Consider the following 24521-nt stretch of genomic DNA (forward strand, 5'->3'; position numbering starts at 1 on the left):
ACCTGGTGCTTGATCTTGTAGTACGAGTACGGCACCCGGTCGACGCCGACGATCGAGATGTAGACGAGGTGCGGAACCTGCGCGGCGCGGGCGGCGAGCAGCAGCTGCGCGGCGGCCTCGAGGTCGTGGTCGGGGTGCCGCGGGTCGCTCGCGCAGTGCACGACGGCGCTCACGCCCGTGACGGCCTCACGCACGCCCTCGCCGGTGAGCAGGTCGCCCGTGACGAAGTCGACGGCCTGCGGTGCCGCCCGGGTCGGTTCGCGGCGGCTGAGGACACGGACGGCGCGGCCGTCGTCGAGCAGCGTGCGGACCAGGGCGCGGCCGAGGGTCCCGGTGCCACCGGTGACCAGGACGGGGCGGGCGTCGTCGGGCATGCGCCCCATCCTGCCGCGCGGGGCCGGTCGCCGTCGTCGTCCGGCTCTCGTGACCGCGCACGACCCGTCGCTACCCGCGGGCCTCCAGCACGGCCATGAACGCGCGCATCCACTCCGGGTGGTCCGGCCAGGCTCGACCCGACACGAGGTTGCCGTCGACGACAGCCCCGCCGTTCTCGAAGACGCCGCCGCCCAGCTCGACGTCGACCTTGAGCTCCGGGTACGCGGACGACGTGCGGCCCTTGAGCACGCCCGCGGCCGCGAGCAGCATCGGCCCGTGGCACAGGGCCGCGACGGGCGCGTCGTGGTCGAAGAAGTACCGGACGATCCGCTGCGCGTCCTCGTCGTTGCGGATGAACTCCGGCGCCCGCCCGCCGGGGACGACCGCCGCGACGTAGTCGGCCGGGTTCACGTCCCGGAACGCGACGTCGGCGTCCCACGTGTGACCGAGCTTCTCGGTGTACGTGTCGAAGCCGTCCACGAAGTCGTGGACGACGAACTGGAGCTTCTTCTTCTCGGGTGCCGCGATGTCGACGTCGTAGCCGGCCTCCCGCAGCCGCTGGTACGGGTAGAAGACCTCGAGGGTCTCCGCCGCGTCGCCGGTCAGGATGATCACCTTCGCCATGTCGTCTCCCAGGGTGTGCGCAACGCTCCCGTCGTACACCCGGCGCGCAGACCGGGCGAGCCGGAGGGTCAGGCGTTCGGGTCGCGCTGGGCCTGCAGGGCGTCGTAGTCGGCGCGCAGGGCGTCGAGGCGGGCACGCTCCGCGGTCGCGGCGGCCTCCGCGGCCGTGATCGCCGCCTCGCGGGCGGGGAGCTCGACGTCGTCTCTGGCGAGCAGCTGCGCGGCCGTCGCGAGCGTCTGCTCGGCGGGGGCCATCGGCAGCTCGGTGCCGTCCCACCAGCGCCACGACAGGCGCAGGCGCGACCGGCGGTCCTCGGACATCGCCGCGACCTCCGCGACCTTCTCCTCGTACAGGCGGCGGTAGTCCGCGAGCGCGGCGGCGTCCGCGGCGTACTGCGCGCGGTTCGTCGCGTTCGTCTGCTCGACGTCGACGGCAGCCGCGTACGCCGCCTCGAGGTCGGTCCGCATCGTGTCCATCTGGGTGACGAACCCCGTGTGCACGGCGACGAGGGCCGCCCGGTCGGCCACGAACCGCGCGTACACGTCCTCCAGGGCCGGCGGCAGGCCACCGTCCCGCCACACCTGCGTCCCGACGTACGCGAACAGCTCCGTCGGCCGGTTCTCGGGGTGCGTCCCGACGGAGCCGGCGATCTGCTCCTGGACCGGGTCGTCCGGTCCGAGGGCCGCGACCTCCGCCTCGAGCAGCGGCGTGATCTCCGTCTGCTCGGCGGGCGTCAACCGGTTCCAGGCCGCGTGCAGGGTCTCGTGCGCGACAGTCTCGACGACGAACCCGCGCAGCCGCGCGTCCGCGGGCACGTACACGACGATCGTCTCGTCACCCGGCTGGTAGCAGCCCACCGCACCCTCGCGTGCGACCGGCTCGGCAGGGTGCCCGTCGTCGCACCGACCGGCGAACGCGGCCGCGTCGAGGAGCTCCGGGCGCGCGCCGTAGAGCAGGGTGCGCCCTTCGTCGGACAGGTGCGCCTCGTCCGCGAGCGCGACCACCTCGGCGGACGGCGGCGGCACGGGGCGCAGGCCGGGGGACAGCTGGACGCCGAGGACGGACTCGGCGGTGTCGACCACACCCGTCGGGAGCCGCGACAGGCCGTCGGTCAGCCACCACGTCGCCCCGAACGCGACGAGCAGGACGAGCACCACGACCGGGACGACGGGACGCGACCGGCGGGCCGGGACGGCTCCCTGGAGAGGCGGCCCGGGGACCGGCGCACCCGGCGGCTGCCAGCCGGCGGGCTCGGCCGCGCGGGCCGCCGCCTCGTCGATGACCCACAGGGGGACGCGACCGGTGGGCGAGCGCGGCAGGTCGTCGGGAGCAACGGGCACGCCGGAGCATCGGCTGCCGGAGCCGCGCACTTCAACTTCCGGCGGCGATTCCACCGGACGCGCCGCACACGTCTCGTCCTCGGGACCTTCGGCCCATGAGGTGAGGCACGCCTCACAGGACCGTGTGCGGTGTGGACCTCACCCAGTGCGGCGCCGGTGCCCGCGCGACGATCGTCGGCGTCGACGTCCCCGCGGGCGCCGGCTTCCGGTTGCGTGAGCTCGGCCTGCGGCCCGGTGCGGTCGTCCAGGTGACGCACGACGTCGGGCCGATGGGGCGCGTGGTCGCCGTGGGGGCGGAGCGGTTCGCGCTCGACCTGCCGACGTGCGCGTCGCTCCGGGTCGAGGTGGTCCCGTGACCTGCCACGACACCTCCGAGCCGGTCGTCGAGGCGGGCCTCGCGACGGTCGCGCTCGTGGGCAGCCCGAACGTCGGCAAGTCGACGCTCTTCAACGCGGTGACCGGCGCCCGCCAGCGGGTCGTCAACGCGCCGGGCACCACGGTCGAGCTCGCGTCGGGCACCTGGCGCGGCGCTGGCGTCACGCTGCTGGACCTGCCGGGCGCGTACTCGCTGCACGCGCAGTCGCCCGACGAGGCCGTCACCGCCGACACGCTCGCGGGCCGGGGTCCGGACGTCGCCGTCGCCGTCGTGCTGGTGGACGCGACGGCCGTGGCCCGGTCGCTGTACCTCGTCGGGCAGGTCGCCATGACAGGCGTGCCGGCGGTCGTCGCGCTGACGATGCGGGACGTCGCGGCTGCTCGCGGGATCGTCGTCGAGCCGGAGGCGCTGACGGCCGCGCTGGGGGTGCCCGTCGTGGGCGTCGACCCGCGCACCGGGGACGGGGTCGACGGCCTCGCCGCCGCCGTCCGCGACGCCGTGGCGCGACCCCGGCACCTGCACCGGCCCACGCCACCCGTCACGGACGGCGACCGGCTCGCCGAGGCGGAGGCGCTGTTCGGCTGGGTACAGCAGGTGATGCGGGCGGCGGGGCTCGACAGGGCCGACGCCCCCGCGCCCCGCACGTGGTCCGACCGGGTCGACGCGGTCCTCCTGCGCCCCTGGGTCGGCATCCCGGCGCTGCTCGCGGTCATGTGGGTGCTGTTCGAGCTGGTCACCGTCGCGGCGGCGCCCCTGATGGACGCGGTCGACACGGCCCTCAACGGGTGGCTCGGGGGCGGGGTGCGCACCGTGCTCGCGCCCGCACCCGACTGGGTGGGGTCGTTCGTCGTCGACGGGGTGCTCGCCGGGGTCGCGACCGTGCTCTCGTTCGTGCCGCTGATGGCGTTGATCTTCGTCGCGATCGCGCTCCTCGAGGACTCCGGGTACCTCGCGCGCGCCGCGTTCGTGGCCGACCGGGCGATGCGGGCCGTCGGGCTCGACGGGCGGGCCGTGATCCCGCTCGTCGTCGGGTTCGGCTGCAACCTGCCGGCGCTGTCCGCCACCCGGGTGCTCCCGCACGCGCGGCAGCGGCTGCTGACGGGCCTGCTGGTCCCGCTGACGTCGTGCACCGCGCGGCTCACCGTCTACCTCATGCTCGCGTCGGTGTTCTTCCCGCAGGACCCCGGCACCGTCGTGCTCGCCATGTACGTCGTGTCGGCGCTGCTCGTCGTGGGCGCCGGCGCGGTGCTGCGGCGCACGCTGTTCCGGGACGTCGAGCGTGAGCCGTTCGTCCTCGCGCTGCCCGCGTACCAGCGCCCCCGGCTGCGGTCGATCGCCGCATCGACGTGGGTGCGGGTGCTGTCGTTCGTGACGAAGGCCGGCGCGATCATCGTCACGACCCTGTCCGTCGTCTGGGTGCTCATGGCCGTGCCCGCAGCGCCCGGTCATCACGTCGCCGACGTGCCCGTCGAGGACAGCGTGTACGGGCGCGTCGCCGACGGGATCGCCCCCGTGTTCGCGCCCGCCGGGTTCGACGACTGGCACGCGTCCGCGGCACTGATGACGGGGTTCGTCGCGAAGGAGGTCGTGGTCGGGTCGATGGCGCAGACGTACGCGGTCACCGAGCCGTCCGACCCGTCGGAGCCAGGCGACCTGGGGAGCCGGCTGACCGCGACGTTCGACGAGTCGTCGGGCGGTGCCCCCACGGCGGCCGCGTTGGCGTTCCTGCTGTTCGTCCTCGCCTACACGCCGTGCCTCGCGACGATGGCCGAGCAGGCGCGGCTGTTCGGGTGGCGGTGGACCGGCGGCGCGGTCGCCGCGCAGCTCGTGCTCGCGTGGCTGCTCGCCGTGGCGACGTTCCAGGTCGGGAGGCTGCTGTGACCGTGCTGGCCGACGTGCTGCGCGAGACCGACCGCGGGCTCCTGCCGGCGCGGGTCGCGGAGCGGCTGGGGCTGCCCCTCGACCTCGTCACGGCGACGCTCGACCACGCGGTGAGCGCCGGGCTCGTCGTGCGACCGGCCGCCGCGTGCCACGACTGCGCGCCCGCCGAGCTCCGGCCGCCGTCGTGCGCTGGGTGCATGTTCGCGACGCCCCTCAGGTCAGGGCGAGCTCCAGCAGCGTCGCGCTGAACGTCGGGAAGTCCTTGCGCCCGACGACGGAGAACCCGTAGCCCTCGTAGTAGTCGCGCAGCACCGGGTTCGTGGTGCGGCAGTCGAGCCGGAACCGCCCGACGCCCGCAGCACGGCCCTGCTCCGCCGCCCAGTCGAGCAGCAGCGTCCCGATCCCGTGACCGCTGCGGCGGCGGTCGACCATCAGGCCGTGCACGTACACCGCCGGTGGCTGGTCCGGACCCCAGAACGGCTCGTCCTGCCACAGCAGCCGCAGCGCCCCGGCGATGCCGACCTCGGCGTCCCGGACCACGTGCCACTGGCCGTCTGCGACCTCGTCGACGACGCGCTGCAGCGGCATGTCGCCGGGCCGCCACTGCTCGACGCCGTTCGCCACCATCCAGTCCTCGAGCGACCGCCGCAGCCGGTGGATCGCGGCGGCGTCCTCGCCGGTCGCCGGCTCGACCCGGTGACGACCCGCCCCCGCGGAGCCGGACTCGGACTCGGGATCGGGCTCGGGCTCGACGGGTGCGGCGCTCACGCCCGCGACCCTACGTCCGACTCAGGCGACCGACGCCGTCCGCGCGCGGCGCACACCCTCGACCGCGGCGCCCAGACCGATCCGCGACGCGAGCCCGTCGACCTGCACGACGGCAGCCCGACCGTGGGTCCGGAACAGGTCCACCAGCTCGGCGAGCACGTGCGGCTCGGTGCGCGGCACCCCGACCTCGAGCAGCGTGTCCGGCCCGTCGTGGACCAGGTACGTCACGTACCCCATGAAGTCGTCCGCGGGCGTGACCCGGAACCGCACCGACCCGACCTGCGCCTCGACGGGCAGCGCCTGCCCGCCGACGTGCGACTCCTCGAGCAGGGCACGGATGCGGCGCGCGTCCTCAGCGGGCAGGCCGTCCGTCGCGTCGATCGCGTCGAGGTCGGCGAGCACGAAGCACGCCTCCGTCGGGTCGACGTGGGCCGGGTGCCACGAGCAGTCGACCTCGACCGCGAGGAAGCCGGCGTGCACCGAGAACGCCGACTGGATGAGCGCCGCGCGCTCCTCGACCGTCAGACCACGCAGCGGGTTGCGCCGGGTCGTCGCCGCCGCACCGCACGAGCAGGAGATCGTCACCATGCGCACCAGGGTGCCTCCGACCACTGACACGCACCCCGCCGACGCGCGGGAGGACCTCCGACACTCAGCAGATCTGAAGGTTCGCCGCGCCACCCTGTGCCCCGTGACGACCGGCGAACCCACCGCTCTGCGGCCCACCACCCCGACGTCCGAGGCGCTCAGCCGCGTCCCGGAGGTCACGGCGATCTTCTGGGCGACCAAGGCGCTGACCACCGCGATGGGCGAGTCGAGCTCGGACTACCTCGTCCGGGCCATGCCGCCGGAGGTCGCGGTGCTGCTCGGCGCCGCGGGCCTGGCCGTCGCCCTGGTGATCCAGCTGCGCTCGGGCCGGTACGTGCCGTGGCGGTACTGGTTCGCGGTGTCGATGGTCGGGGTGTTCGGCACGATGGCCGCGGACGTCGTGCACGTGGGCCTGGGGGTGCCGTACGCGGTGTCGACGGTCGCGTTCGCGGTCGGCCTGGCGGCGGTGTTCGTGCTGTGGCACCGGACCGAGGGGACGCTGTCGATCCACAGCATCCGGTCGACGCGGCGCGAGCTGTTCTACTGGGCGACCGTGATGGCGACGTTCGCCCTCGGCACGGCCACCGGCGACCTCGCGGCCGTGACGCTGCACCTCGGGTACCTCGCCGCCGGGCTGCTGTTCTCCGCGGTGCTGCTCGTGCCGGCGATCGGCTACCGGTGGTGCGGGCTCGGCGCGATCACGGCGTTCTGGTTCGCGTACGTCCTCACGCGGCCGGTCGGAGCGTCGTTCGCGGACTGGTTCGGGGTGTCCCGCGAGCGCGGCGGCCTGGCGCTGGGCTCGGGTCCCGTGGCGCTCGTGCTGACGCTCGCGATCGTCGCCCTGGTGGCCCGGATGTCCGCCACGCGTCGTGCGGCGGCGCGCGGCTAGTCTGCGCCGCATGACCTGGCCGTGGCACCTGTCGGTGCGGGCGCGCTCTGCGCTGGCCGCGGCGGGCGCGGTGACGGTCGCGCTCGTGATCGCGTCGCTCGCGCTGCTGGTCGTCCTGCACAACTCGGTCGAGCGCAGCGCGGTGGCGACGGCCGACGCCCGCGCGCACGACGTCGCTGCCGAGCTCCGCACGGACGGCGCGACCACAGAAGGGCTCGCGTTCGCGCCCGGCCCCGGCGACGCGGTCCACGTGCAGGTCCTTGACGACGGCGCGGTGGTCCGGTCCAGCCCTTCCGTCGACGGTCTCCCACCGCTGACGAGCGCGACGCCGGAACCGGGCCACGCCGTCGAGGTCCCCGCCGATGTCGTCGGACCGGGGGAGGGCCCGTTCGTCACCGTCCTGCTCGGCGTGAGCGGAGTGCCGGGTGCGGACGCCGTCGTGGTGCAGCAGTCGTACGCCGAAGGTGCCGAGACCGTGCTCGACGCGGCCCAGGCGCTGCTCGTCGCCGTACCGGCTCTCGTGCTCGTCGTCGGGGCCGTGACCTACGTGCTCACGGGGCGGGCGCTGCGGCCGGTGGAGCAGATCCGCCGTCGCAGCGCGCAGATCGGCGACACGGACGCCGGGGCCCGCATCGAGGTGCCACGCACCGGCGACGAGATCGCCCGGTTGGCGGTCACGCTCAACGGCATGCTGGACCGGCTCCACGACGCGCACCAGGCTCAGGTCAGGTTCGTCGCGGACGCGAGCCACGAGCTGCGCAGCCCGCTCGCGGCGGTCCGCGCGGAGCTCGACGTCGCCCTGCGGCAGCCGAACTCCGCGGACTGGGTGCGGACGGCGCACGCCGTGGCCGGCTCGAACGAGCGGATGCAGCAGCTCGTCGACGACCTGCTCGTGCTCACGCGATCCGCGGAGGGCGGGGCCTCGCAGCGGGACCAGGACGTCGACCTGGACGACGTGGTCGAGCGCGTCGGCTTCGCGCTGCGGCCGCCACCGGGCGTCCGGGTCGAGGTCGTGACGCGGCCGGCCCGCGTCCGGGGCGAGCCGCGCGAGCTCGAGCGCGTCGTGCAGAACCTCGCGGACAACGCCGTGCGGCACGCGGCGCACCGCGTCCGGCTCACGGTCGCGGTGTCAGGGGAGGCCGTCGAGCTCCGCGTCGACGACGACGGGGCGGGCGTGCCGGAGGAGGCGCGCGAGCGCGTGTTCGACAGGTTCGCGCGGCTCGACGAGGGGCGCGCCCGGGCCGCCGGCGGCTCGGGACTGGGGCTTGCGATCGTGCGCGGGCTCGTCACGTCGCACGACGGGACCGTGCGCGTCGGGACGTCCGACCTCGGCGGCGCCGCGTTCGTCGTGCGGCTCCCGGCGGCCGCACCGGCCTAGGATCCGGCCGCGTCAGGCGTCGTCGTCCGCGACCCGGTACCCCATGCCCCGCACGGTGACGATGGTGCGCCGGTCGAACGGGGTGTCGACCTTGCGCCGCAGGTAGCTGATGTACACCTCGACGACGTTCGGGTCACCGTCGAAGGCGGAGTCCCACACGTTGTCGAGGATCTCCCGCTTCGTCACGACGTCGCCGCCGCGGCGCAGCAGCAGCTCGAGCACGCCGTACTCGCGTGGCGTGAGCGCGATCTCGACGCCCCCGCGGGTGACGCGCCGCCGGGCCGGCTCCAGGCGCAGGTCGCCCGCCGTGAGCACGACGGGTCGCTCCGGTGCACCGCGCCGGACGAGCGCCCGCAGCCGCGCGAGCAGCACGTCGAACGAGAACGGCTTGGGCAGGAAGTCGTCCGCGCCGCGGTCGAAGAGGCTGACCTGCACGTCGTCCCCGTCCCGGGCCGTCAGCACGAGCACAGGGGTCCACACGCCCCGCTCGCGCAGACCCACGAGCACGTCACGGCCGCTGAGCCCCGGCAGCATGAGGTCGAGCACCACGGCGTCGTACGCGGTCTCGGTGGCCGCCCAGAGCCCGTCGACCCCGTCGCGCATGACGTCGACGGCGATCCCCTCGGCCTCGAGCCCGCGCCGCACGGCGTCGGCGAGCTGCTCCTCGTCCTCGACCACGAGCACCTTCACGTGCGTCCCTCCGGCTCAGACGATCCTCAGCATCGGTCCCTGACGCTGCGTGCATGACATCGAACACCTCCGCGCTCACGCCGACCGCGCGACGCGTCCTGAACAAGGTGCCCGAGATCACCGTCTTCTTCTGGGTGATCAAGGTGCTCGCGACGACGGTGGGCGAGACGTTCGCCGACTACCTCACCGGCACGGTCGGCATGACCTTGACGGGCGCGAGCCTCGTCGTCGGCGCGCTCCTCGTCGTGACCCTCGTCGCCCAGTTCCGTGCCTCCCGGTACGTGGCCCCCGTGTACTGGGTCGCCGTCGTGCTCATCAGCGTGGTGGGCACGCTCGTCACGGACAACCTCGTCGACGGGCTCGGCGTGCCGCTGTGGGTCACGACGGCCGTCTTCGCCGTCGCGCTCGGGGTCACGTTCGCGGTCTGGTACCGGCTGGAGGGCACGCTCTCGATCCACGCAATCACGACGACGCGCCGCGAGGCGTTCTACTGGCTCGCGATCCTGTTCACCTTCGCGCTCGGCACGGCCGCCGGGGACCTCCTGGCCGAGGGCCTCGGGCTCGGGTACCTCGCGTCGACGGTCCTGTTCGCGGCGGCGATCGGCGTGGTCGCGCTCGCCCGCTACCGCTTCGGGATGGGCGCCGTCCTGGCGTTCTGGCTCGCCTACGTGCTCACCCGTCCGCTCGGCGCGTCGATCGGCGACCTGCTCTCTCAGAGCAAGGCGGACGGTGGGCTCGGGCTGGGGACGACGACCACGAGCGTGCTCTTCCTGGCCGCGATCGCCGGGATCGTCGCGTACCTCACCGTCACGCGGCGGGACGTGGAGGCGGCGGAGACGGCGGAGGCGGACCACGACGCGGCCGGCGTCGCCGCGTGAGCGCGCTCACGACCGCCACCGACCCTTCGGCCCTGACGGGTGTCGCCGGGTGGGCCGTGCACCTCATGGAGACGCTCGGCGTGGTCGGCGCGGGCCTCGCGATCGCGCTCGAGAACGTGTTCCCGCCCCTGCCGAGCGAGGTGATCCTCCCGCTCGCCGGGTTCACCGCGAGCCAGGGCACGTTCGGGCTCGTCGAGGCGATCGTGTGGACGACGGCAGGGTCCGTCGTCGGCGCGCTCGTGCTCTACCTCGTCGGCGCACTGATCGGGCGGGACCGCACGCGGGCGCTCGTCGGCCGGATCCCGCTCGTGAGCCTGGCGGATGTCGACCGCGCGGAGGCGTTCTTCGGGCGGCACGCCCGCACGGCCGTGTTCGTCGGCCGCATGGTGCCCGTGTTCCGCAGCCTCATCTCGATCCCAGCCGGCGTCGAGCGGATGCCGCTCGGGACGTTCGTGCTCCTCACGGCCGCGGGGAGCGCCGTGTGGAACACGATCTTCGTGTGCGCCGGGTACCTGCTCGGCGAGAGCTGGGGCGTGGTGCAGCAGTACGCCGGGATCCTGCAGTGGGTGGTCGTCGCCGTGGTCGTCGTGCTCTGCGCGTGGTTCGTGGTCGGCCGGCTCCGCGCCCGGAGTCTCAGTCCGTCGTGAGCGCCGGCCGGAGGGCACCGACCTGCCGGGACAGTGCCTGCGCGGTGACGACGGCGGCGACGGACTCCGCGGCGAGCAGCCCGACGAGCACGAGGAGCTGCACCTGCGCAGCCTGTGTCGGGCTCGCACCGCCCAGGAGCAGCCCGACGAACGCCCCAGGCAGCACGACGAGGCCGGCGCTGCGCGTCTGGTCGAGCGCGGGCACCAGCGACCGGGCCACGGACCGGCGGGCCTGCTCGGCGACCGCCTGCCGGGACGTGGCCCCGAGCGCGAGCCACCCCTCGACGACGTCCCACTCGGCCCGCACGTCGTCCCGCAGCCGTCCGCCGGTCAGTGAGACGGCCGTCATGGATCCCCCGATGACCTGCGCGACGAACGGCACGACCGTCTCGGCACGCAGCGGAAGGGCACCGCTCGCCAGCACCGGCACGGCTGCGGCGACGGCGCCTGCGGCGATGGCGAGGGCCGCCGACGGCAGCACGCGGCGGCCGAGCCCGATGCGCCGCGTCGACGTCCACGCGGCCGCGCCGAGCATGAGCGTCAGGTAGAGCACCACGCCGCCCGGGTGCAGGAACACCCAGGCGATCACGAGCGCGACCAGCGTGAGCTGCACCGCGGCTCGTACGGCCGCGACCACCGCGTCGCGCCGGACGGGCACGCCGGCCACCGTGAGCACGAGCAGGGCCGCCCCGAGCAGGACGACGAGCGCGACGGCGACCCGGCCGAGCGGCGCGGCCGTCATCGGCGGTCCCGGGCGGGCAGGTCCCGGGCGGGCAGGGTGCGCACCGCTGCACCGTACGGCGTGGGACCGGTGGACGCGGTCGTCGACGCGACGCTCGGCGACGAGGACGGCCGGCCCGGATCGCTCCGGGCCGGCCGCGTCACGTCTGGCGGGCGGTCAGGCCGTCGTGCGGCGCCGACCCACGACCACCACGAGCGCGAGCCCGGCGAGCACCAGCAGCGCGCCGAGTCCCGCGAGGCTGCCGATCCCGGACGCACCCGTCGTGGCGAGCGGACCGGTGGCGAGCACCTCGGCGACGACGTCCAGCGACAGGGTCGAGGTGGTCGTGCCGCCCTGGCCGTCGCTCACCGTGTAGGTGAACGTCGCCGTGCCCGTCCAGCCGGGCTCGGGCGTGTAGACGAGCGTGCCGTCGACGATCGCGACCGTGCCGTGCGCGGGCTGCGTGACCGAGACGAGCGTGAGCGTGCCGCCGTCCGGGTCCTGCAGGCCGGCGAGCACGTCGAGCACCGCGGCACCCGTGGTCGGGACGCGCTGCGACGTGGTCCGGGCGGGCAGGGTGCCGTTCTGCACCGTGACCGCGGCGGTCACGGTCGTCACGTCGGTCCCGTCCGTCACGTCGTACGTGAACAGCACCTGGCCGGAGAACCCTGCCGGCGGCGTGTACGTCGCGACGCCGCCCGCGATCAAGACGCTGCCGCGCGGCGTGCCGTGCACGTCGACCGGGACGCCCGCGCTGCCGGGCACCACGGTGAGCGTGTCGCCCGGGTTCAGGTCCGTCGCACCCGCGAGGAGGTCGACGGTCACGGACCTGCCGTACGGCGTGGTCGCCGACGGGGGCGACGCGACGGGCGCCGCGTTGAGCACCGTCACGGTCACGGTCGCGGTCCTCGTGGACCAGCCGTCGCCGACCGTGTACGTGAAGGTGTCCGTCCCGGCGTAGCCGTCGTCCGGCGTGTACCGGACGATGCCGCCCGTCACGCTCGTCGTGCCGTGAGCACCCGGGGTCGCGGACACGAGCGTGAGCGGCGAGCCGTCGGGGTGGGTGTCGTTGTGCAGCACGTCGACGTCGATCGCCGTGCCCGACGGGGCGGTGGCGAGGTCGGCGTTCGCGACCGGAGCGCTGTGCACGGTGAGCGTCACGGTGACGGAGGACGACTGCGCGATCCCGTCGGACGCGCGGTACGTGAACGTGGTCGTCACGAAGCCGCTCGTGCCCGGGTTCCACGTGCCCGTGCCGTTCGCGTTCAGGACGAGCGAGCCGTACGCCGGGCCCGTCGCGAGGACGGCCGTGAGCGCGTCGCCCTCGACGTCCGTGTCGTTGCCGAGCACGGTCGGGAACGTCAGCGTGCCGCCCGCGACCCCGTCGAACGTGTCCGCGACCGCGACCGGCGCGTTGTTCGTGACAGTCACGGTCACCGTCGCCTCGTCGGACGCGCCGCGGCTGTCCTCGACCACGTACGTGAACGTGTCCGTGCCGCGGAACGACGCCGGAGGCGTGTACCTGGCCTTGCCGCCGCTGATCGTCACGGTGCCGCCCTGCGCGGACGTGCCGACGGAGCGGATCGCGAGGGTGTCGCCGTTCGGGTCGGTGTCGTTGGCGAGGACGTCGACGAGCTTCGCCGTGCCGGCCGTCGTCGTCGCGGCGTCGTCGTTCGCGACGGGCGCGGAGTTCGCCACGTCGACCTGCACGAGGGCCGTCGACCGGTTCCCGGCGGCGTCCTGGATCGTGTAGGTGAAGACGTCGCGACCGGCGAAGTCGTCGCGCGGCGCGTATGTGACGGTGCCGTCCGGGTTGATCGTCAGGCTGCCGCCCGCGGCGTCGGTGAGCCCGACGACGGTGAGCGCGCCGCCCTCGGGGTCCGACGAGCCCGCGAGCACCGCGACGTCGGTGGACCGGGCCGACGACGTCGGCGTGAACGTCACGATGTGCGGCGCAGCCACCGGCGGCTGGTCGCCCGGCACCGGGACGCCGGCCACGACCGGGCTCACCACGGCGTTCGTCGCGGACGCGTTGGCCGCCTGCGTCGAGAGGCCCGAGTAGGCCAGGTTGGCGGCGTTGACGATCTGCTGGCCGTTCGTCACGGTGCCGTCGACGATCACGTCGAACGTGACCGTGTGCTGCACGCTGCCCGTCGAGACGGGGATCGTGCCGCCCTTCGTCGCGTTCGCGCCCGTGCCGAGGTTCACCAGGATGTGGCCCTGCCCGGAGGCGCCCGACGGCGGGACGAACTGGGTGTCGTCGTCGCCCGCCTGGTCGGTGCGCGGCGTGGAGCCGTCGACCGTCACGGTGCCGGGCTTGTACGTGGTCCCCGTCGGGATCGCGTCGAAGAAGACGCTGTCCTGCGCGGCGTCCAACCCGATGTTCTCGACCGGCACGGTGTAGCGCAGCACGTCGCCGACCTCGGCGGTCCCGCCGTTGAGGTCGGTGACCGTCTTGGTGCCGAGCAGCTTCGGGTCGTACAGGTCCGTCGCGAACGAGACGAGCACCGGGAAGTACTGGTCGCTGCTCGTCGTCAGGGCGATGTTCGCGCTGGTCGCGCCGTTCGCGAGGATGCCGTCGGCGCCGAACAGGTCCGCGTCGAACCCGAGCTGGTTGGTGTACGCGGGGTTGCGGCCGCCGACCTGGGCCGCGCGGTTGCTGATCGTCGAGTTGAACGAGTTGCCCGCCGGGTTGAGCGCGTCGACGATCGCGGTGCCGTTGAGCGACATCGAGTCGCCCGTCTTGCCCATGTCGCCCTCGAACGTCACCGCGCCGAGCGTGGTCTTCACCGGGCCGCTCGGGGGCGTCTTGAAGCCGCTGACGGAAATGGTCGCGGACCCGTTGTTCGTGACCTCGCCGAAGCCCGAGAAGATCGTGAGGTTGCGCGCGGGGGCCGACGGGTCGGCGACCGCGACGACGAGCGACCACCCGGCGTACTGGTTGTCGCCCCGCTTCGACTGCACGTTGCCGACGGTGTAGACGCCGCTGCCGGCCTGCTGCACGAGGCTCGTCACGTCCGCGTAGCCCGCGTAGGCGACGTCTCCGGCGCCCGCAGCCGCGAGGTTGTCGTCGACGCGGCTCGCGGTGACCGTGCGGGACGCGGCGCCGGGCGCGACGAACGTGACGCGGTTGCGCAGCGCGGGGTCGGCGTTCGTCGTGGCGGTCTGGCCGTTGCGGCCGCCCCAGACGAGCGCGGCGAACAGCACGGCACCGCCCGGCGGCACGGTGAGCGTGGCGGACGACGAGTTGAACGTCGACGGGTCGGAGTCGACGTCCACGAAACGCATGCCGGTGCGGCCGTTGTTGTCGTAGACGCCCGACGTCGCCATCTGGGCGGTGGCGCAGTCGGCCTCGGCGCCGCACGTCATGAGCGTGTTCGCGGCCATGAGGATGTCGCCGTTGGCGTTGGTGGAGTACACCGAGCCGAACGGCACGGTGATCGCAGCCTGGGCGGGCACCGCCGTGCCGAGCGCGACGAAGGGGGCGACGACGACGGCGAGCACCGTCGCGAGCGCGGTGGTGCGCAGGCGGCGGGCCGCGCGGGTCGCGCGACCGGTGGTCGTGTCGCCGGATCGTGTCCGGGGCATGGGGTGTCCTCTCGCAGGGCAGGGGCGGCGCCGCGTCCGCGCTGGTCGGGCGGGGAGTCGGCCTCGGAATTCCCTCATGCGCCGGTGCCGGTGGCGATGCCCGGATGAGGTGACGTGGGACACGGCGGCGTCCAGAGCGGGGCGAACCGGGACGAGTCCGGGGGTGATCTCGTCGGCAGGTTCGTCCGAACGAGTGAGCACGGCCGCGTGCGGGGCCGGTGGTCCCTTTCCGTGCGGACATTCCTGTGCTGCGCGCCGCCGGGTTCACCACGGCGGGCAGGAAATCGGCGGGTCTGTCCTTTCAGGGCGTTCTGGTGCTCGATTCCCGGTCCGTTCCTGTCGCGGCGGCCGCGAGGCCTGTCGGGTCGTCGGGCCAGCGAGGTAGCAGGTAACTCCGCGGCAGGCACAGGCCCGTCGTCGCGCGGGAGATGAGTCGACCGGCCCCGCCGGGGATCGGTGACCGGCGCCGCGAAGAAATGCTGACGGCGACGTGCGGTCGATAACGATGTCGGCATTCTTGTCACAATGTTGTGGGCTGTTCGTGACCCGTCTGCGCTGGACACGCTCCCAGCAGTCAGTTGCTCCGGCAGACCATTGACTTCACCCCGTGACAGTCGTTAGCGTCCAATGTGATCCATTAGTACATAGTCCTTACATATTCCCGGATCGACGACCCCCTCGAGGACCAGGAGATGACGATGGGCACGAACCCCCACGACGCCCCCACGGACACCCCCGGCACACGACGACTCTCCGGCGCCCTGCGCCGACGCAAGGCACGCCGCATCGCCGCGGTCGCCGCCTCGGCCGTCACGGCCCTCGTCGCCGGCCTCGCCGCGACGCTCCCCGTCACGTCGGCCAGCGCGGCCGGAAGCCTCACCGCGACGTTCACGTCGTCCGGCGACTGGGGCACCGGCCACCAGGTCAGCGTCAAGGTCACCAACGGCACGTCCGCGCCCGTCACCGCGTGGACCATCGAGTTCGACCTGCCCGCCACCGCGACCATCAGCAGCTCGTGGGACGCCGACGTCACACGCTCGGGCTCGCACTACAAGGCCGTCGCGAAGAGCTGGGCCGTCCCGCTCGCCGCCGGTGCCTCGCAGACGTGGGGCTACATCGCCTCCGGCCCGGACGCGCGGCCGACGAGCTGCGCCATCAACGGCGCGAGCTGTTCGACGGGGGCGACGCAGACCCCGACGCCCACGCCCACGTCGACCAGCCCGACGCCCACCCCCACGACCCCCACGCCGACCCCGACGACGACGCCCACCACGCCGCCGCCCGGTGGCAAGAAGGTCGTCGGCTACTTCGCCGAGTGGGGCGTCTACGGCCGCAACTACCACGTCAAGAACATCGAGACGAGCGGCTCCGCCAGCAAGATGACCGCGATCCTCTACGCGTTCGGCAACCCCGCCAACGGCCAGTGCGCGATCGGTGACTCGTACGCCGCCTACGACAAGGCGTACACCGCGGACCAGGCCGTCGACGGCGTCGCCGACACCTGGGACCAGCCCCTGCGCGGCAACTTCAACCAGCTCAAGAAGCTCAAGGCCATGCACCCCGGCCTCAAGGTCATCTGGTCGTTCGGCGGCTGGACCTGGTCGGGCGGCTTCACGCAGGCCGCGGCCAACCCCGACGCGTTCGCGACGTCCTGCTACAACCTGATCCACGACGCCCGCTGGAACGGCCTGTTCGACGGCATCGACATCGACTGGGAGTACCCGAACGCGTGCGGCCTGAACTGCGACGCGAGCGGCCCGCAGGCGTTCACCAAGGTCATCACGTCGCTGCGGAACAAGTTCGGCAGCAGCTTCCTCATCACCGCTGCGATCACGGCCGACGGCAGCAACGGCGGCAAGATCGACGCGACCGACTACGCGACGGCCGCTCAGAAGCTCGACTGGGTCATGCCCATGACGTACGACTACTTCGGTGCGTTCAACGCGCAGGGCCCGACGGCCCCGCACTCGCCGCTCACGTCGTACCCGGGCATCCCGCAGGCGGGCTTCGACTCCGAGGACGCGATCAACAAGCTCATCGCCAAGGGCATCCCCGCGAACAAGCTGCTCCTCGGCATCGGCTTCTACGGCCGCGGCTGGACGGGCGTGTCGCAGACGGCGCCGGGCGGCTCGGCGACGGGCCCCGCGCTCGGCACGTACGAGCAGGGCATCGACGACTACAAGGTGCTCAAGACGAAGTGCCCCGCGACGGGCACGGTCGGCGGCACCGCCTACGCCAAGTGCGGCAGCGAGTGGTGGTCGTACGACACCCCCAGCACGATCGCCGGCAAGACGACCTGGGCCAAGAACAAGGGCCTCGCGGGCGCCTTCTTCTGGGAGCTCTCGGGCGACACGTCGAACGGTGAGCTGATCACGGCCGTGGCGAACGGCATCAAGTAGCACGCCCCATCCCCCGGGAGGGCGGTGGGCCGGTCGTCACGCCCGGCCCACCGCCCTCGTGCTGTCCTCGGGAGGCCGCGCCCGCCGCGCGTGCGGCCCGTCCGTCTGTTGTCACCGCCCGTGCGCCCAGACCGTGGGTTGTCGCCGAGACCGTGGCTTCCAACCACCGGAGTCGGCGACAACCCACGGTCTCGGCCTTCCACCGGGGCGGCGGGGCGTGCGACGACGCCGCCGGCTCGGCGACCTCCCCGCGGCCCGTCGCCGCACGGTCGTCGTGCTGGGGCACGAGCAGACGGGCATCCCGCCCGAGGCGCTCGGCCTGCTCGACCAGCTCGTCGAGATCCCGATGATGGGCACCGGCGCGAGCCTCAACGTGGCGGTCGCGGGCTCGCTCGTCCTCTACCGGCTCGCCGGCCTCCTGTGAGGTCGTGACTTCCGGGCGAGGTCGTACGTTGCAGCTCACGACCTCGACCACAATCGACGAACTCGCGCTCTGCCCTCGGCGCGAGCGGAGGGCCGGTCGCATCCGACCGGCCCTCCGCCGTCCAGCCCTGCTCGATCCGTGGGATCAGTCCCGGGCGACCAGGTACTGGGTGTACGCGGGCACCGTGAGGAACGTCGGGAAGTCGTCGGCGAGCGCGACCTGCCGGAACAGGTCGGCCGCGTCGTCGTACCGGTCGCCGTCGGTCCGCTCGAGCTCGGCGAGCACGGAGGTCAGCGCGTCCTCGACGAGGGCAGCGGTGATCGTCGTCCCGGACTCCGTGACGACCCCCTGCCGGACCCACTGCCACACCTGCGACCGGGAGATCTCGGCGGTGGCGGCGTCCTCCATGAGGTTGTCGATCGCGACGGCCCCGATCCCGCGCAGCCACGCCTCGAGGTACCGGACGGCGACGGACACGTTCGCCCGCAGACCCGCGTCGGTGACCGTCCCGCCCGCGGACCCGATGTCGAGCAGCTCGGCGGCCGTCACGCAGACGTCGGACCGCAGCCGGTCCCGCTGGTCGACCCGGTCACCCAGGGCCTCGTCGAACACCTCCCGCGCGATCGGGACGAGGTCCGGGTGCGCAACCCACGTGCCGTCGAACCCCTGCCCGGCCTCCCGCTCCTTGTCGGCACGCACCTGCGCCAGCGCCCGGGAGGTGACCTCGGGGTCGCGCCGGTTCGGGATGAACGCGCTCATCCCGCCGATGGCCTGCGCCCCGCGACGGTGGCAGGTGGCGACGAGCAGCTCGGTGTACGCCTTCATGAAGGGGACCGTCATGGTGACCTGCGACCGGTCGGGCAGCACGAACCGGGAGCCGCGGGCCCGGAAGTTCTTGATGACGCTGAAGATGTAGTCCCAGCGTCCGGCGTTGAGGCCCGCGCAGTGGTCGCGCAGCTCGTAGAGGATCTCCTCCATCTCGAACGCGGCCGTGATGGTCTCGATGAGGACGGTCGCGCGGATGGTGCCGTGCCGCAGGCCCAGGTACGTCTCGGTGAACCGGAACACGTCGTCCCACAGCCGCGCCTCGAGGTGCCCCTCGAGCTTGGGCAGGTACAGGTAGGGCCCGCGGCCGGAGTCGATGAGCGCCTGCGCGTTGTGGAACAGGTAGAGGCCCGCGTCGAGCAGCGACGCCGACGCCGCGTAGGCCTGGCCGGCGCGGTCGGTGTACCGGACGTGCTGCTCCGTGAGGTGCCAACCGCGCGGGCGGAAGACGATCGTCGGCGTCTCGGAACCGACCGTGTACCGCTTGCCCTCGGGCGACGTGAAGTCGACCTGCCCGCGGATCGCGTCGAACAGGCTGTGCTGCCCGCCGACGACGTTCGCCCAGGTGGGGCTCGTGGCGTCCTCCATGTCGGCGAGCCACACCTTCGCGCCGGAGTTGAGCGCGTTGACGGTCATCTTCCGGTCGGTCGGGCCGGTGATCTCGACGCGGCGGTCCTCCAGCCCGGGTCCGGGACCGGCGACCCGCCACGTGGGGTCGGCGCGCAGGTGCGCGGTCAGCGGCAGGAAGGACGGGTCTGCGCCGTCGGAGAACCGGTCGCGGCGCCGCTGCCGGGCGAGCAGCAGCTCGTGACGTCGTCCGGCGAACTGTGCGTGCAGGTCGGTGAGGAAGTCGAGCGCCGCCGTCGTGAGGATCTCGGCGGTGCCGGGGACGGGCGCGCCGGTCACGTCGAGCGTCGGGCGGGCGAACGGTTGGTCCAGCAGGTTCCGGCCGGGGGCCGGCATGGTCATGGTCATCGTCATCTCCTGGAGAGAGCCGTCGGGTGTGCGGTGCGTCAGTGGGTGAACTGCGCGGCCTCGGTCGAGCCGGCGAGCGCGAGGGTGGCGCTGTCGGGGGTGATCGCGGTGGCGACCTTGTCGAAGTAGCCGGTGCCGACCTCGCGCTGGTGGCGGGTCGCGGTGTAGCCGCGGGCCTCCGAGGCGAACTCGGCCTCCTGCAGCTCGACGTACGCGCTCATGCCGCGGGCCGCGTAGCCCTGGGCGAGGTCGAACATCGAGTGGTTGAGGGCGTGGAAGCCGGCGAGGGTGATGAACTGGAACGCGTACCCGTACCCGGCGAGCTCGCGCTGGAACCGCGCGATCTGCTGGTCGTCGAGGTGCTGGCGCCAGTTGAACGACGGCGAGCAGTTGTAGGCGAGGAGCTTGCCGGGGAACTGCTCGTGGATCCGCTCGGCGAACTCGATCGCGAGCGCGATGTCCGGGGTGGACGTCTCGACCCAGATGAGGTCCGAGAACGGCGCGTACGCGGCGGCCCGGGCGACGACGGCGTCGAGCCCCGGCCGCACCCGGAAGTACCCCTCGGACGTCCGCTCCCCCGTGAGGAACTCGTGGTCGCGCTCGTCGGCGTCGGACGTCACGAGGTCGGCCGCGAGCGCGTCGGTCCGCGCGATGACGACCGTCGGAACCCCCGCGACGTCGGCCGCGAGCCGCGCGGCCGAGAGCGTCCGGACGTGCTGCGACGTCGGGACGAGCACCTTGCCGCCGAGGTGGCCGCACTTCTTCTCGGCCGCGAGCTGGTCCTCCCAGTGCACGCCCGCGGCGCCGGCCGCGATCATCGCGTGCATGAGCTCGTAGGCGTTGAGCGGGCCCCCGAACCCGGCCTCGGCGTCCGCGACGATCGGCGCGAGCCACTCGCGGGTGCGCCGCCCGTTCTCGCTGGTGTCGACCTGGTCGGCGCGCAGCAGCGCGTTGTTGATGCGCCGGACGACCGCGGGCACGGAGTTCGCCGGGTACAGCGACTGGTCGGGGTACGTCTGGCCGGACAGGTTCGCGTCGGCGGCCACCTGCCACCCCGACAGGTAGATCGCCTCGAGGCCCGCGCGGACCTGCTGGACGGCCTGGTTGCCCGTGAGCGCGCCGAGCGCCGGGACGTGGGTGCGGCTGTGCAGCAGCTCCCAGAGCCGCTCGGCCCCCCTGCGGGCGAGCGTGTGCTCCTCGCGCACCGAACCGCGCAGCTCGACGACGTCCTGGGCCGAGTAGGACCGGCGCACACCGGCCCACCTCGGGTCGGTCTCCCACCGGGCGGCGAGCTGCTCGGCGGTCTCGGTCTGGTCCCCCGGACGAGGGGTCGTGCTGGTGGTGCTCATCGCGTGGCCTCCGTCGTTATGGCGGTTCTTCTCGGCGTTCTCGCCTGAGGACAACGGTGCTCGTCGTAACCGTGCAGATCACCGGTCTGAGGAGGGGAAGATCCGCGGTTCTTCTCCTGGACGGAAGGAGTCAGGGCTGAGACGGTGGTCACATGGCGACGACGACGTCCGCACCCCCGCCCGGTGGCATCGACACCTTGGTCCTCGGCCGGCGCATCCGGCACCTGCGCACGGCCCGGGACATGACGCTCGACGACCTGGGGGCGGCCATCGGCCGCGCCCCGTCGCAGGTGTCGATGCTCGAGAACGGCCACCGCGAGCCCAAGCTCTCGCTGCTCGGTCTCGTCGCCGAGGCGCTCGACGTCCCCCTGTCCGAGCTGCTGCGCACCGACCCGCCCACCCGCCGGGCCGCCCTCGAGGTCGAGCTCGAGCGGGCCCAGCGCGGTCCCCTGTTCGCGTCGCTCGGCATCCCGCCCGTCAAGGTGGGCCGCTCGCTGCCGCCCGACGCGCTCGAAGCCCTCGTCCGGCTGCAGGCCGAGATCCAGCGCCTGCTCACCGAGAACGCCGCGACCCCCGAGGAGGCCCGTCGCGCCAACGCCGAGCTGCGGGCCCGCATGCGCGCGCAGGACAACTACTTCCCCGAGCTCGAGGAGCACGCCCGCACCCTGCTCAAGGCCATCGACCACCCCGGCGGACCGCTGTCGCAGCGCGCGACCGCCGACATCGCGGCACACCTCGGCTTCTCGCTGCACTACGTCACGGACCTGCCGCACTCCACCCGGTCGGTCACCGACCTCGCACACGGCCGCATCTACCTGTCGCAGGGCACCGGCAGCACCGCGGACGCCCGCTCACCGCTCCTGCAGGCCCTCGCGAGCCACGTGCTCGGCCACGCGGAGCCGCGCGACTACGGCGACTTCCTGCGCCAGCGCGTCGAGGCCAACTACATGGCCGCCGCGCTCATGCTCCCCGAGGACGGCGCCGTGCCGTTCCTGCAGCAGGCGAAGAACGAGCGCCGGCTGTCCGTCGAGGACCTGCGCGACACGTTCGCCGTCCCGTACGAGACCGCCGCGCACCGGTTCACCAACCTCGCGACGCGGCACCTCGGCATCCCGGTGCACTTCATGAAGGTCCACGAGGGCGGCACGCTGCACAAGGCGTACGAGAACGACGGCGTCGTGTTCCCGTCGGACCCGCTCGGCGCGATCGAGGGGCAGCCCGTGTGCCGGCAGTGGACGGCCCGCGTCGTGTTCACGCTGCCCGACCGGTTCTCGCCGTACTACCAGTACACCGACACGTCGTCCGGCACGTACTGGTGCACGTCGCGCGTGCAGCCGTCGTCGCAGGGCGCCTTCTCCGTGAGCGTCGGTGTGCCGTTCTCGCAGGTCAGGTGGTTCCGCGGACGCGAGACGACCGAGCGCTCGCAGTCCCGCTGCCCCGACCCGACGTGCTGCCGGCAGCCGCCCGCGGACCTCGCGCAGCGGTGGGCCTCGCAGGCCTGGCCGAGCGCCCGCCCGCACGCGTCCCTGCTCGCCGCGCTGCCCGTGGGGGTGTTCCCGGGGGTCGACACCACGGAGGTCTACCGGTTCCTCGACCGGCACGCGCCGGAGTGACCCGGAGCGGGGCCGGCGTCAGGGCACGATCGAGTCCACGTACCCGCCGTCCACCCGGACGGCCGCCCCGGTGGTCGCCGACGCGAGCGGTGAGGCGAGGTAGACGACCAGGTGCGCGATCTCGTCGGGCTCGATGAGCCGCTGCAACAGCGACTGCGGCCGGTGCAGACGCATGAACTCGCGCTGCGCCTCGTCCCACGGGAGCGACCGGTCGACGAGCTGGTAGACGAAGTCCTCGACACCGCCGGTGTGCGTCGGCCCCGCGATCACCGAGTTGACCGTCACGCCCGTGCCCGCCGCCTCCTTGGCGAACCCGCGCGAGACGCCGAGCAGAGCAGTCTTCGAGACGCCGTAGTGGACCATCTCGGTGGGGATGACGACCGCCGAGTCGCTCGCGATGTTCAGCACGCGCCCCCAGCCCTGCGCGGTCATCGCCGGCAGGTACGCCCTGGTCAGACGCACGGCGGTGAGCACGTTGACCTCGAAGTAGCGGCGCCACTCGTCGTCCGTGATCTCCAGCGCCGGCCTGGCCTCGAAGATGCCGAGGTTGTTCACGAGCACGTCGACGTGCGGCACGGCGGCCAGCACCGCTGCCGTGCCGTCGTCCGTCGCGACGTCGCCCGGTGCCGCGACGAGGTCCGCGCCCGGGACGTCGTCGGCGATCCTGCCGACCGCCGCGTGGACGGACTCCGCCGACCTGCCGTTCACCGCGACCGTGGCGCCCGCCCGGGCGAGGCCCGTGGCGATCGCCGCGCCGATGCCCTGCGTGGAGCCGGTGACGAGCGCGGTCCGGCCGCTGAGGTCGAGGGTCGTGGTCACCTGCCCGACGCTACGCGCGACGGTCGCGGGCCACCCGGTGGGCGCAGGCCGACGGACGGGGGCGGTCCACCCGGCGCGTCCGGCCCGTGCGGTCGTCAGGCATGCCGGGCAGCATCGCCGTCGACGGGTGCGACCGGCTGCCGCAGGATCGTGCGCTGCTTCTCGGGCGGCACCCGGCGGAAGTCGCTCAGGTACACCTCGTGGTGCTTGCCGGCCATCCGCAGACCGTTGCCCGGGATGAACTCGTCGTGCATCTGCGCCAGCACCGGCGCCTCGTCGTCGAACGACCCCACGTGCAGCGTCTGCACGCAGCGCCCCTCGGACAACGTCTCGAACCGGACGTCGTCGAGCCGCGCCGGACGCTCCTTCTTGGTCCCCACCTGGGCGATCGCGGCGTCGACGAGCTCCCCGCCGATCCCGTCCGGGACGAGCAGCAGCATCGTCCAGTCCCAGCGGCTCTTGTCACGCGCCCCCGTGAACGCCGCCATGTCGTCGGCCCACCACAGGCCCTCGAGCGGCGGGACGACGTAGTCGCGGCCCAGCTCGCGCCTGCTCGCGAACTTCAGCGTGTACGCGACCGGGTACAGCGCCTCGACGGCCTGCGTGAACGCCGGCGACGTGTTCGGGTCGCCGTGCCCGTCGATCATCAGGTACCGCAGGTCGGGCATGTCGAGCACCCGGAACCGGCCACGCTGCGCGCGGTAGGCGTCGAGGTCCTTCTTGACGTCGAGCTTGTCCGTCATGCGTCTCCCGCGGGGTGCGACGTGCCGGCACGACGTGCCCGGACGGCCAGCGGGATCCCCACACCCGCTCCGACCACCAGGATGCCCACGACCCACCACACCCACGCCGGGGTGCCGCCCTCGTCGGGCGCCGGGACCGTGGTCGGGGACGGCGACGGGGTCGACGCGGTCGCCGTCGGCGTGGGCGTCGGGATCGGGGTGGGCGTCACCTCCGGCGTCTCCGTCGGCACCGCCGTCGGCGCCGGCTCGACCGTCGGCAGCGGGGCGGGCGCGACCGTCGGCTCGGTCGTCGGCACCGGCACCGGCGCCTGCGTCGGCTCGGGGGCCTGGGTCGGCTCCGCTGTCGGGGTCGGCCGGACGGGCAGCGTCCGTGTCGGCGTCGGCTCCGGGCTCGGCGTCGGCGTGGGGGTGGGTGTCGGCGTCGGCCTCGTCGGGCGCGTCACGGTCGGCGTCGGCACCGTGATCGTCGGGGAGGGCAAGGTCCCGGTCGGGTTCGGCCGCTCGATCCCGTCACCGCAGGACGCCAGCAGCAGCACCGCGAGCACGACACCCACGACGCCCGACGCCCGACGGGCGCCCTCGTGCGATGCGTTCACGCCACGTCCTCTCGCCTCGACGCTCCCGACGACCG

General features: G+C 73.4%; 23 protein-coding genes. 10 read left to right on the forward strand and 13 right to left on the reverse strand.

Annotated features, from left to right (window positions below):
* The 3 genes from J7523_RS14750 to J7523_RS14760 form a co-directional block, all read right to left on the reverse strand.
* Positions 1-374 (reverse strand): NAD(P)H-binding protein (locus J7523_RS14750; protein ID WP_291888126.1); only part of this gene is annotated, 374 nt, incomplete at its 3' end.
* A 70-nt stretch (positions 375-444) separates the two neighbouring features.
* Positions 445-999, reverse strand: a complete 555-nt coding sequence (locus tag J7523_RS14755) for a DJ-1/PfpI family protein (protein WP_291888129.1) — start codon at positions 997-999, stop codon at positions 445-447.
* Positions 1000-1067: 68 nt separating this feature from the next.
* The gene (locus J7523_RS14760) at positions 1068-2339 is read right to left on the reverse strand and encodes a hypothetical protein (RefSeq protein WP_291888131.1); all 1272 of its coding nucleotides are present in this window, start codon (positions 2337-2339) and stop codon (positions 1068-1070) included.
* Positions 2340-2470: 131 nt separating this feature from the next.
* Between J7523_RS14760 and J7523_RS14765 the strand changes: the two genes are divergently transcribed.
* The 3 genes from J7523_RS14765 to J7523_RS14775 are packed head-to-tail and all read left to right on the forward strand — an operon-like array spanning position 2471 to position 4844.
* Positions 2471-2695 (forward strand): FeoA family protein, encoded by a 225-nt coding sequence (locus tag J7523_RS14765; protein WP_291888134.1) that lies wholly within the window; start codon positions 2471-2473, stop codon positions 2693-2695.
* A complete protein-coding gene (gene feoB, locus J7523_RS14770) occupies positions 2692-4596 on the forward strand; it encodes a ferrous iron transport protein B (RefSeq protein WP_291888136.1) in 1905 nt (634 codons plus the stop codon). The genes J7523_RS14765 and feoB overlap by 4 nt, the downstream gene beginning before the upstream one ends.
* Positions 4593-4844 (forward strand): hypothetical protein, encoded by a 252-nt coding sequence (locus J7523_RS14775; protein WP_291888138.1) that lies wholly within the window; start codon positions 4593-4595, stop codon positions 4842-4844. The genes feoB and J7523_RS14775 overlap by 4 nt, the downstream gene beginning before the upstream one ends.
* Here J7523_RS14775 and J7523_RS14780 read toward each other — a convergent pair.
* Both J7523_RS14780 and J7523_RS14785 read right to left on the reverse strand, forming a co-directional pair.
* Complete coding sequence (locus tag J7523_RS14780) at positions 4810-5364, reverse strand: GNAT family N-acetyltransferase (RefSeq protein WP_291888141.1); 555 nt, start codon at positions 5362-5364, stop codon at positions 4810-4812. The two genes, J7523_RS14775 and J7523_RS14780, sit on opposite strands and share 35 nt — an antisense overlap.
* 21 nt (positions 5365-5385) lie before the next feature.
* A complete protein-coding gene (locus tag J7523_RS14785; protein ID WP_291888144.1) occupies positions 5386-5952 on the reverse strand; it encodes a hypothetical protein in 567 nt (188 codons plus the stop codon).
* 103 nt (positions 5953-6055) lie between these two features.
* Between J7523_RS14785 and J7523_RS14790 the strand changes: the two genes are divergently transcribed.
* Positions 6056-6841 carry a hypothetical protein gene (locus tag J7523_RS14790; RefSeq protein ID WP_291888147.1) on the forward strand — a complete coding sequence of 262 codons (786 nt, stop codon included), beginning with the start codon at positions 6056-6058 and terminating at the stop codon, positions 6839-6841.
* Positions 6842-6851: 10 nt separating this feature from the next.
* Positions 6852-8219, forward strand: a complete 1368-nt coding sequence (locus J7523_RS14795) for a HAMP domain-containing sensor histidine kinase (protein ID WP_291888151.1) — start codon at positions 6852-6854, stop codon at positions 8217-8219.
* Positions 8220-8231: 12 nt separating this feature from the next.
* Here the strand turns inward: J7523_RS14795 and J7523_RS14800 are convergent, their stop codons facing one another.
* Positions 8232-8909: a response regulator transcription factor gene (locus J7523_RS14800; protein WP_291888154.1), complete on the reverse strand. Its 678-nt coding sequence runs from the start codon at positions 8907-8909 to the stop codon at positions 8232-8234.
* Positions 8910-8962: 53 nt separating this feature from the next.
* On the opposite strand from J7523_RS14800, the gene J7523_RS14805 reads away from it, so the two are divergent.
* Entirely contained in the window at positions 8963-9787 is an 825-nt protein-coding gene (locus tag J7523_RS14805; RefSeq protein ID WP_291888157.1) for a hypothetical protein, read from the forward strand.
* 65 nt (positions 9788-9852) lie between these two features.
* The gene (locus J7523_RS14810) at positions 9853-10434 is read left to right on the forward strand and encodes a DedA family protein (protein ID WP_291888252.1); all 582 of its coding nucleotides are present in this window, start codon (positions 9853-9855) and stop codon (positions 10432-10434) included.
* Here the strand turns inward: J7523_RS14810 and J7523_RS14815 are convergent.
* Together J7523_RS14815 and J7523_RS14820 are read right to left on the reverse strand one after the other, a co-directional pair.
* On the reverse strand, positions 10421-11176 hold the full coding sequence (locus J7523_RS14815; RefSeq protein WP_291888160.1) for an ABC transporter permease: 756 nt from the start codon (positions 11174-11176) through the stop codon (positions 10421-10423). The two genes, J7523_RS14810 and J7523_RS14815, sit on opposite strands and share 14 nt — an antisense overlap.
* 156 nt (positions 11177-11332) lie before the next feature.
* Entirely contained in the window at positions 11333-14743 is a 3411-nt protein-coding gene (locus J7523_RS14820) for an Ig-like domain-containing protein (RefSeq protein ID WP_291888162.1), read from the reverse strand.
* Positions 14744-15441: 698 nt separating this feature from the next.
* Between J7523_RS14820 and J7523_RS14825 the strand changes: the two genes are divergently transcribed.
* Both J7523_RS14825 and J7523_RS14830 read left to right on the forward strand, forming a co-directional pair.
* Positions 15442-17142: a glycosyl hydrolase family 18 protein gene (locus tag J7523_RS14825; protein WP_291888164.1), complete on the forward strand. Its 1701-nt coding sequence runs from the start codon at positions 15442-15444 to the stop codon at positions 17140-17142.
* Between the two features lie 217 nt (positions 17143-17359).
* Positions 17360-17566, forward strand: coding sequence for a TrmH family RNA methyltransferase (locus J7523_RS14830; RefSeq protein WP_291888167.1), 207 nt, complete (start codon positions 17360-17362; stop codon positions 17564-17566).
* 144 nt (positions 17567-17710) lie between these two features.
* Here the strand turns inward: J7523_RS14830 and aceB are convergent, their stop codons facing one another.
* Both aceB and aceA read right to left on the reverse strand, forming a co-directional pair.
* Positions 17711-19366, reverse strand: a complete 1656-nt coding sequence (gene aceB / locus J7523_RS14835; protein ID WP_291888170.1) for a malate synthase A — start codon at positions 19364-19366, stop codon at positions 17711-17713.
* 38 nt (positions 19367-19404) lie between these two features.
* Positions 19405-20715 carry an isocitrate lyase gene (gene aceA, locus J7523_RS14840; protein ID WP_291888173.1) on the reverse strand — a complete coding sequence of 437 codons (1311 nt, stop codon included), beginning with the start codon at positions 20713-20715 and terminating at the stop codon, positions 19405-19407.
* Positions 20716-20867: 152 nt separating this feature from the next.
* Between aceA and J7523_RS14845 the strand changes: the two genes are divergently transcribed.
* A complete protein-coding gene (locus J7523_RS14845; protein WP_291888176.1) occupies positions 20868-22328 on the forward strand; it encodes an XRE family transcriptional regulator in 1461 nt (486 codons plus the stop codon).
* An 18-nt stretch (positions 22329-22346) separates the two neighbouring features.
* Here J7523_RS14845 and J7523_RS14850 read toward each other — a convergent pair whose 3' ends face one another.
* The 3 genes from J7523_RS14850 to J7523_RS14860 all read right to left on the reverse strand — a co-directional run bounded on the left by J7523_RS14850 (position 22347) and on the right by J7523_RS14860 (position 24486).
* Positions 22347-23147, reverse strand: coding sequence for an SDR family oxidoreductase (locus tag J7523_RS14850; protein ID WP_291888177.1), 801 nt, complete (start codon positions 23145-23147; stop codon positions 22347-22349).
* Positions 23148-23242: 95 nt separating this feature from the next.
* Positions 23243-23890, reverse strand: coding sequence for a GyrI-like domain-containing protein (locus J7523_RS14855; protein ID WP_291888181.1), 648 nt, complete (start codon positions 23888-23890; stop codon positions 23243-23245).
* Complete coding sequence (locus J7523_RS14860; RefSeq protein WP_291888184.1) at positions 23887-24486, reverse strand: hypothetical protein; 600 nt, start codon at positions 24484-24486, stop codon at positions 23887-23889. Before J7523_RS14860 ends, J7523_RS14855 begins: the two co-directional genes overlap by 4 nt.
* Between the last annotated feature and the right edge of the window lie 35 nt (positions 24487-24521).

The organism is Cellulomonas sp., from assembly GCF_017744555.1.
Lineage (GTDB): Bacteria > Actinomycetota > Actinomycetes > Actinomycetales > Cellulomonadaceae > Cellulomonas.

Coding starts and splice junctions, on each gene's coding strand:
- J7523_RS14755 (WP_291888129.1), bottom strand. CDS start 999: ATGGCGAAGGTGATCATCCTGACCGGCGACGCGGCGGAGACCCTCGAG.
- J7523_RS14785 (WP_291888144.1), bottom strand. CDS start 5,952: ATGGTGACGATCTCCTGCTCGTGCGGTGCGGCGGCGACGACCCGGCGC.
- J7523_RS14795 (WP_291888151.1), top strand. CDS start 6,852: ATGACCTGGCCGTGGCACCTGTCGGTGCGGGCGCGCTCTGCGCTGGCC.
- J7523_RS14805 (WP_291888157.1), top strand. CDS start 8,963: ATGACATCGAACACCTCCGCGCTCACGCCGACCGCGCGACGCGTCCTG.
- J7523_RS14810 (WP_291888252.1), top strand. CDS start 9,853: ATGGAGACGCTCGGCGTGGTCGGCGCGGGCCTCGCGATCGCGCTCGAG.
- J7523_RS14815 (WP_291888160.1), bottom strand. CDS start 11,176: ATGACGGCCGCGCCGCTCGGCCGGGTCGCCGTCGCGCTCGTCGTCCTG.
- J7523_RS14820 (WP_291888162.1), bottom strand. CDS start 14,743: ATGCCCCGGACACGATCCGGCGACACGACCACCGGTCGCGCGACCCGC.
- J7523_RS14825 (WP_291888164.1), top strand. CDS start 15,442: ATGGGCACGAACCCCCACGACGCCCCCACGGACACCCCCGGCACACGA.
- aceB (WP_291888170.1), bottom strand. CDS start 19,366: ATGACCATGACCATGCCGGCCCCCGGCCGGAACCTGCTGGACCAACCG.
- aceA (WP_291888173.1), bottom strand. CDS start 20,715: ATGAGCACCACCAGCACGACCCCTCGTCCGGGGGACCAGACCGAGACC.
- J7523_RS14845 (WP_291888176.1), top strand. CDS start 20,868: ATGGCGACGACGACGTCCGCACCCCCGCCCGGTGGCATCGACACCTTG.
- J7523_RS14855 (WP_291888181.1), bottom strand. CDS start 23,890: ATGACGGACAAGCTCGACGTCAAGAAGGACCTCGACGCCTACCGCGCG.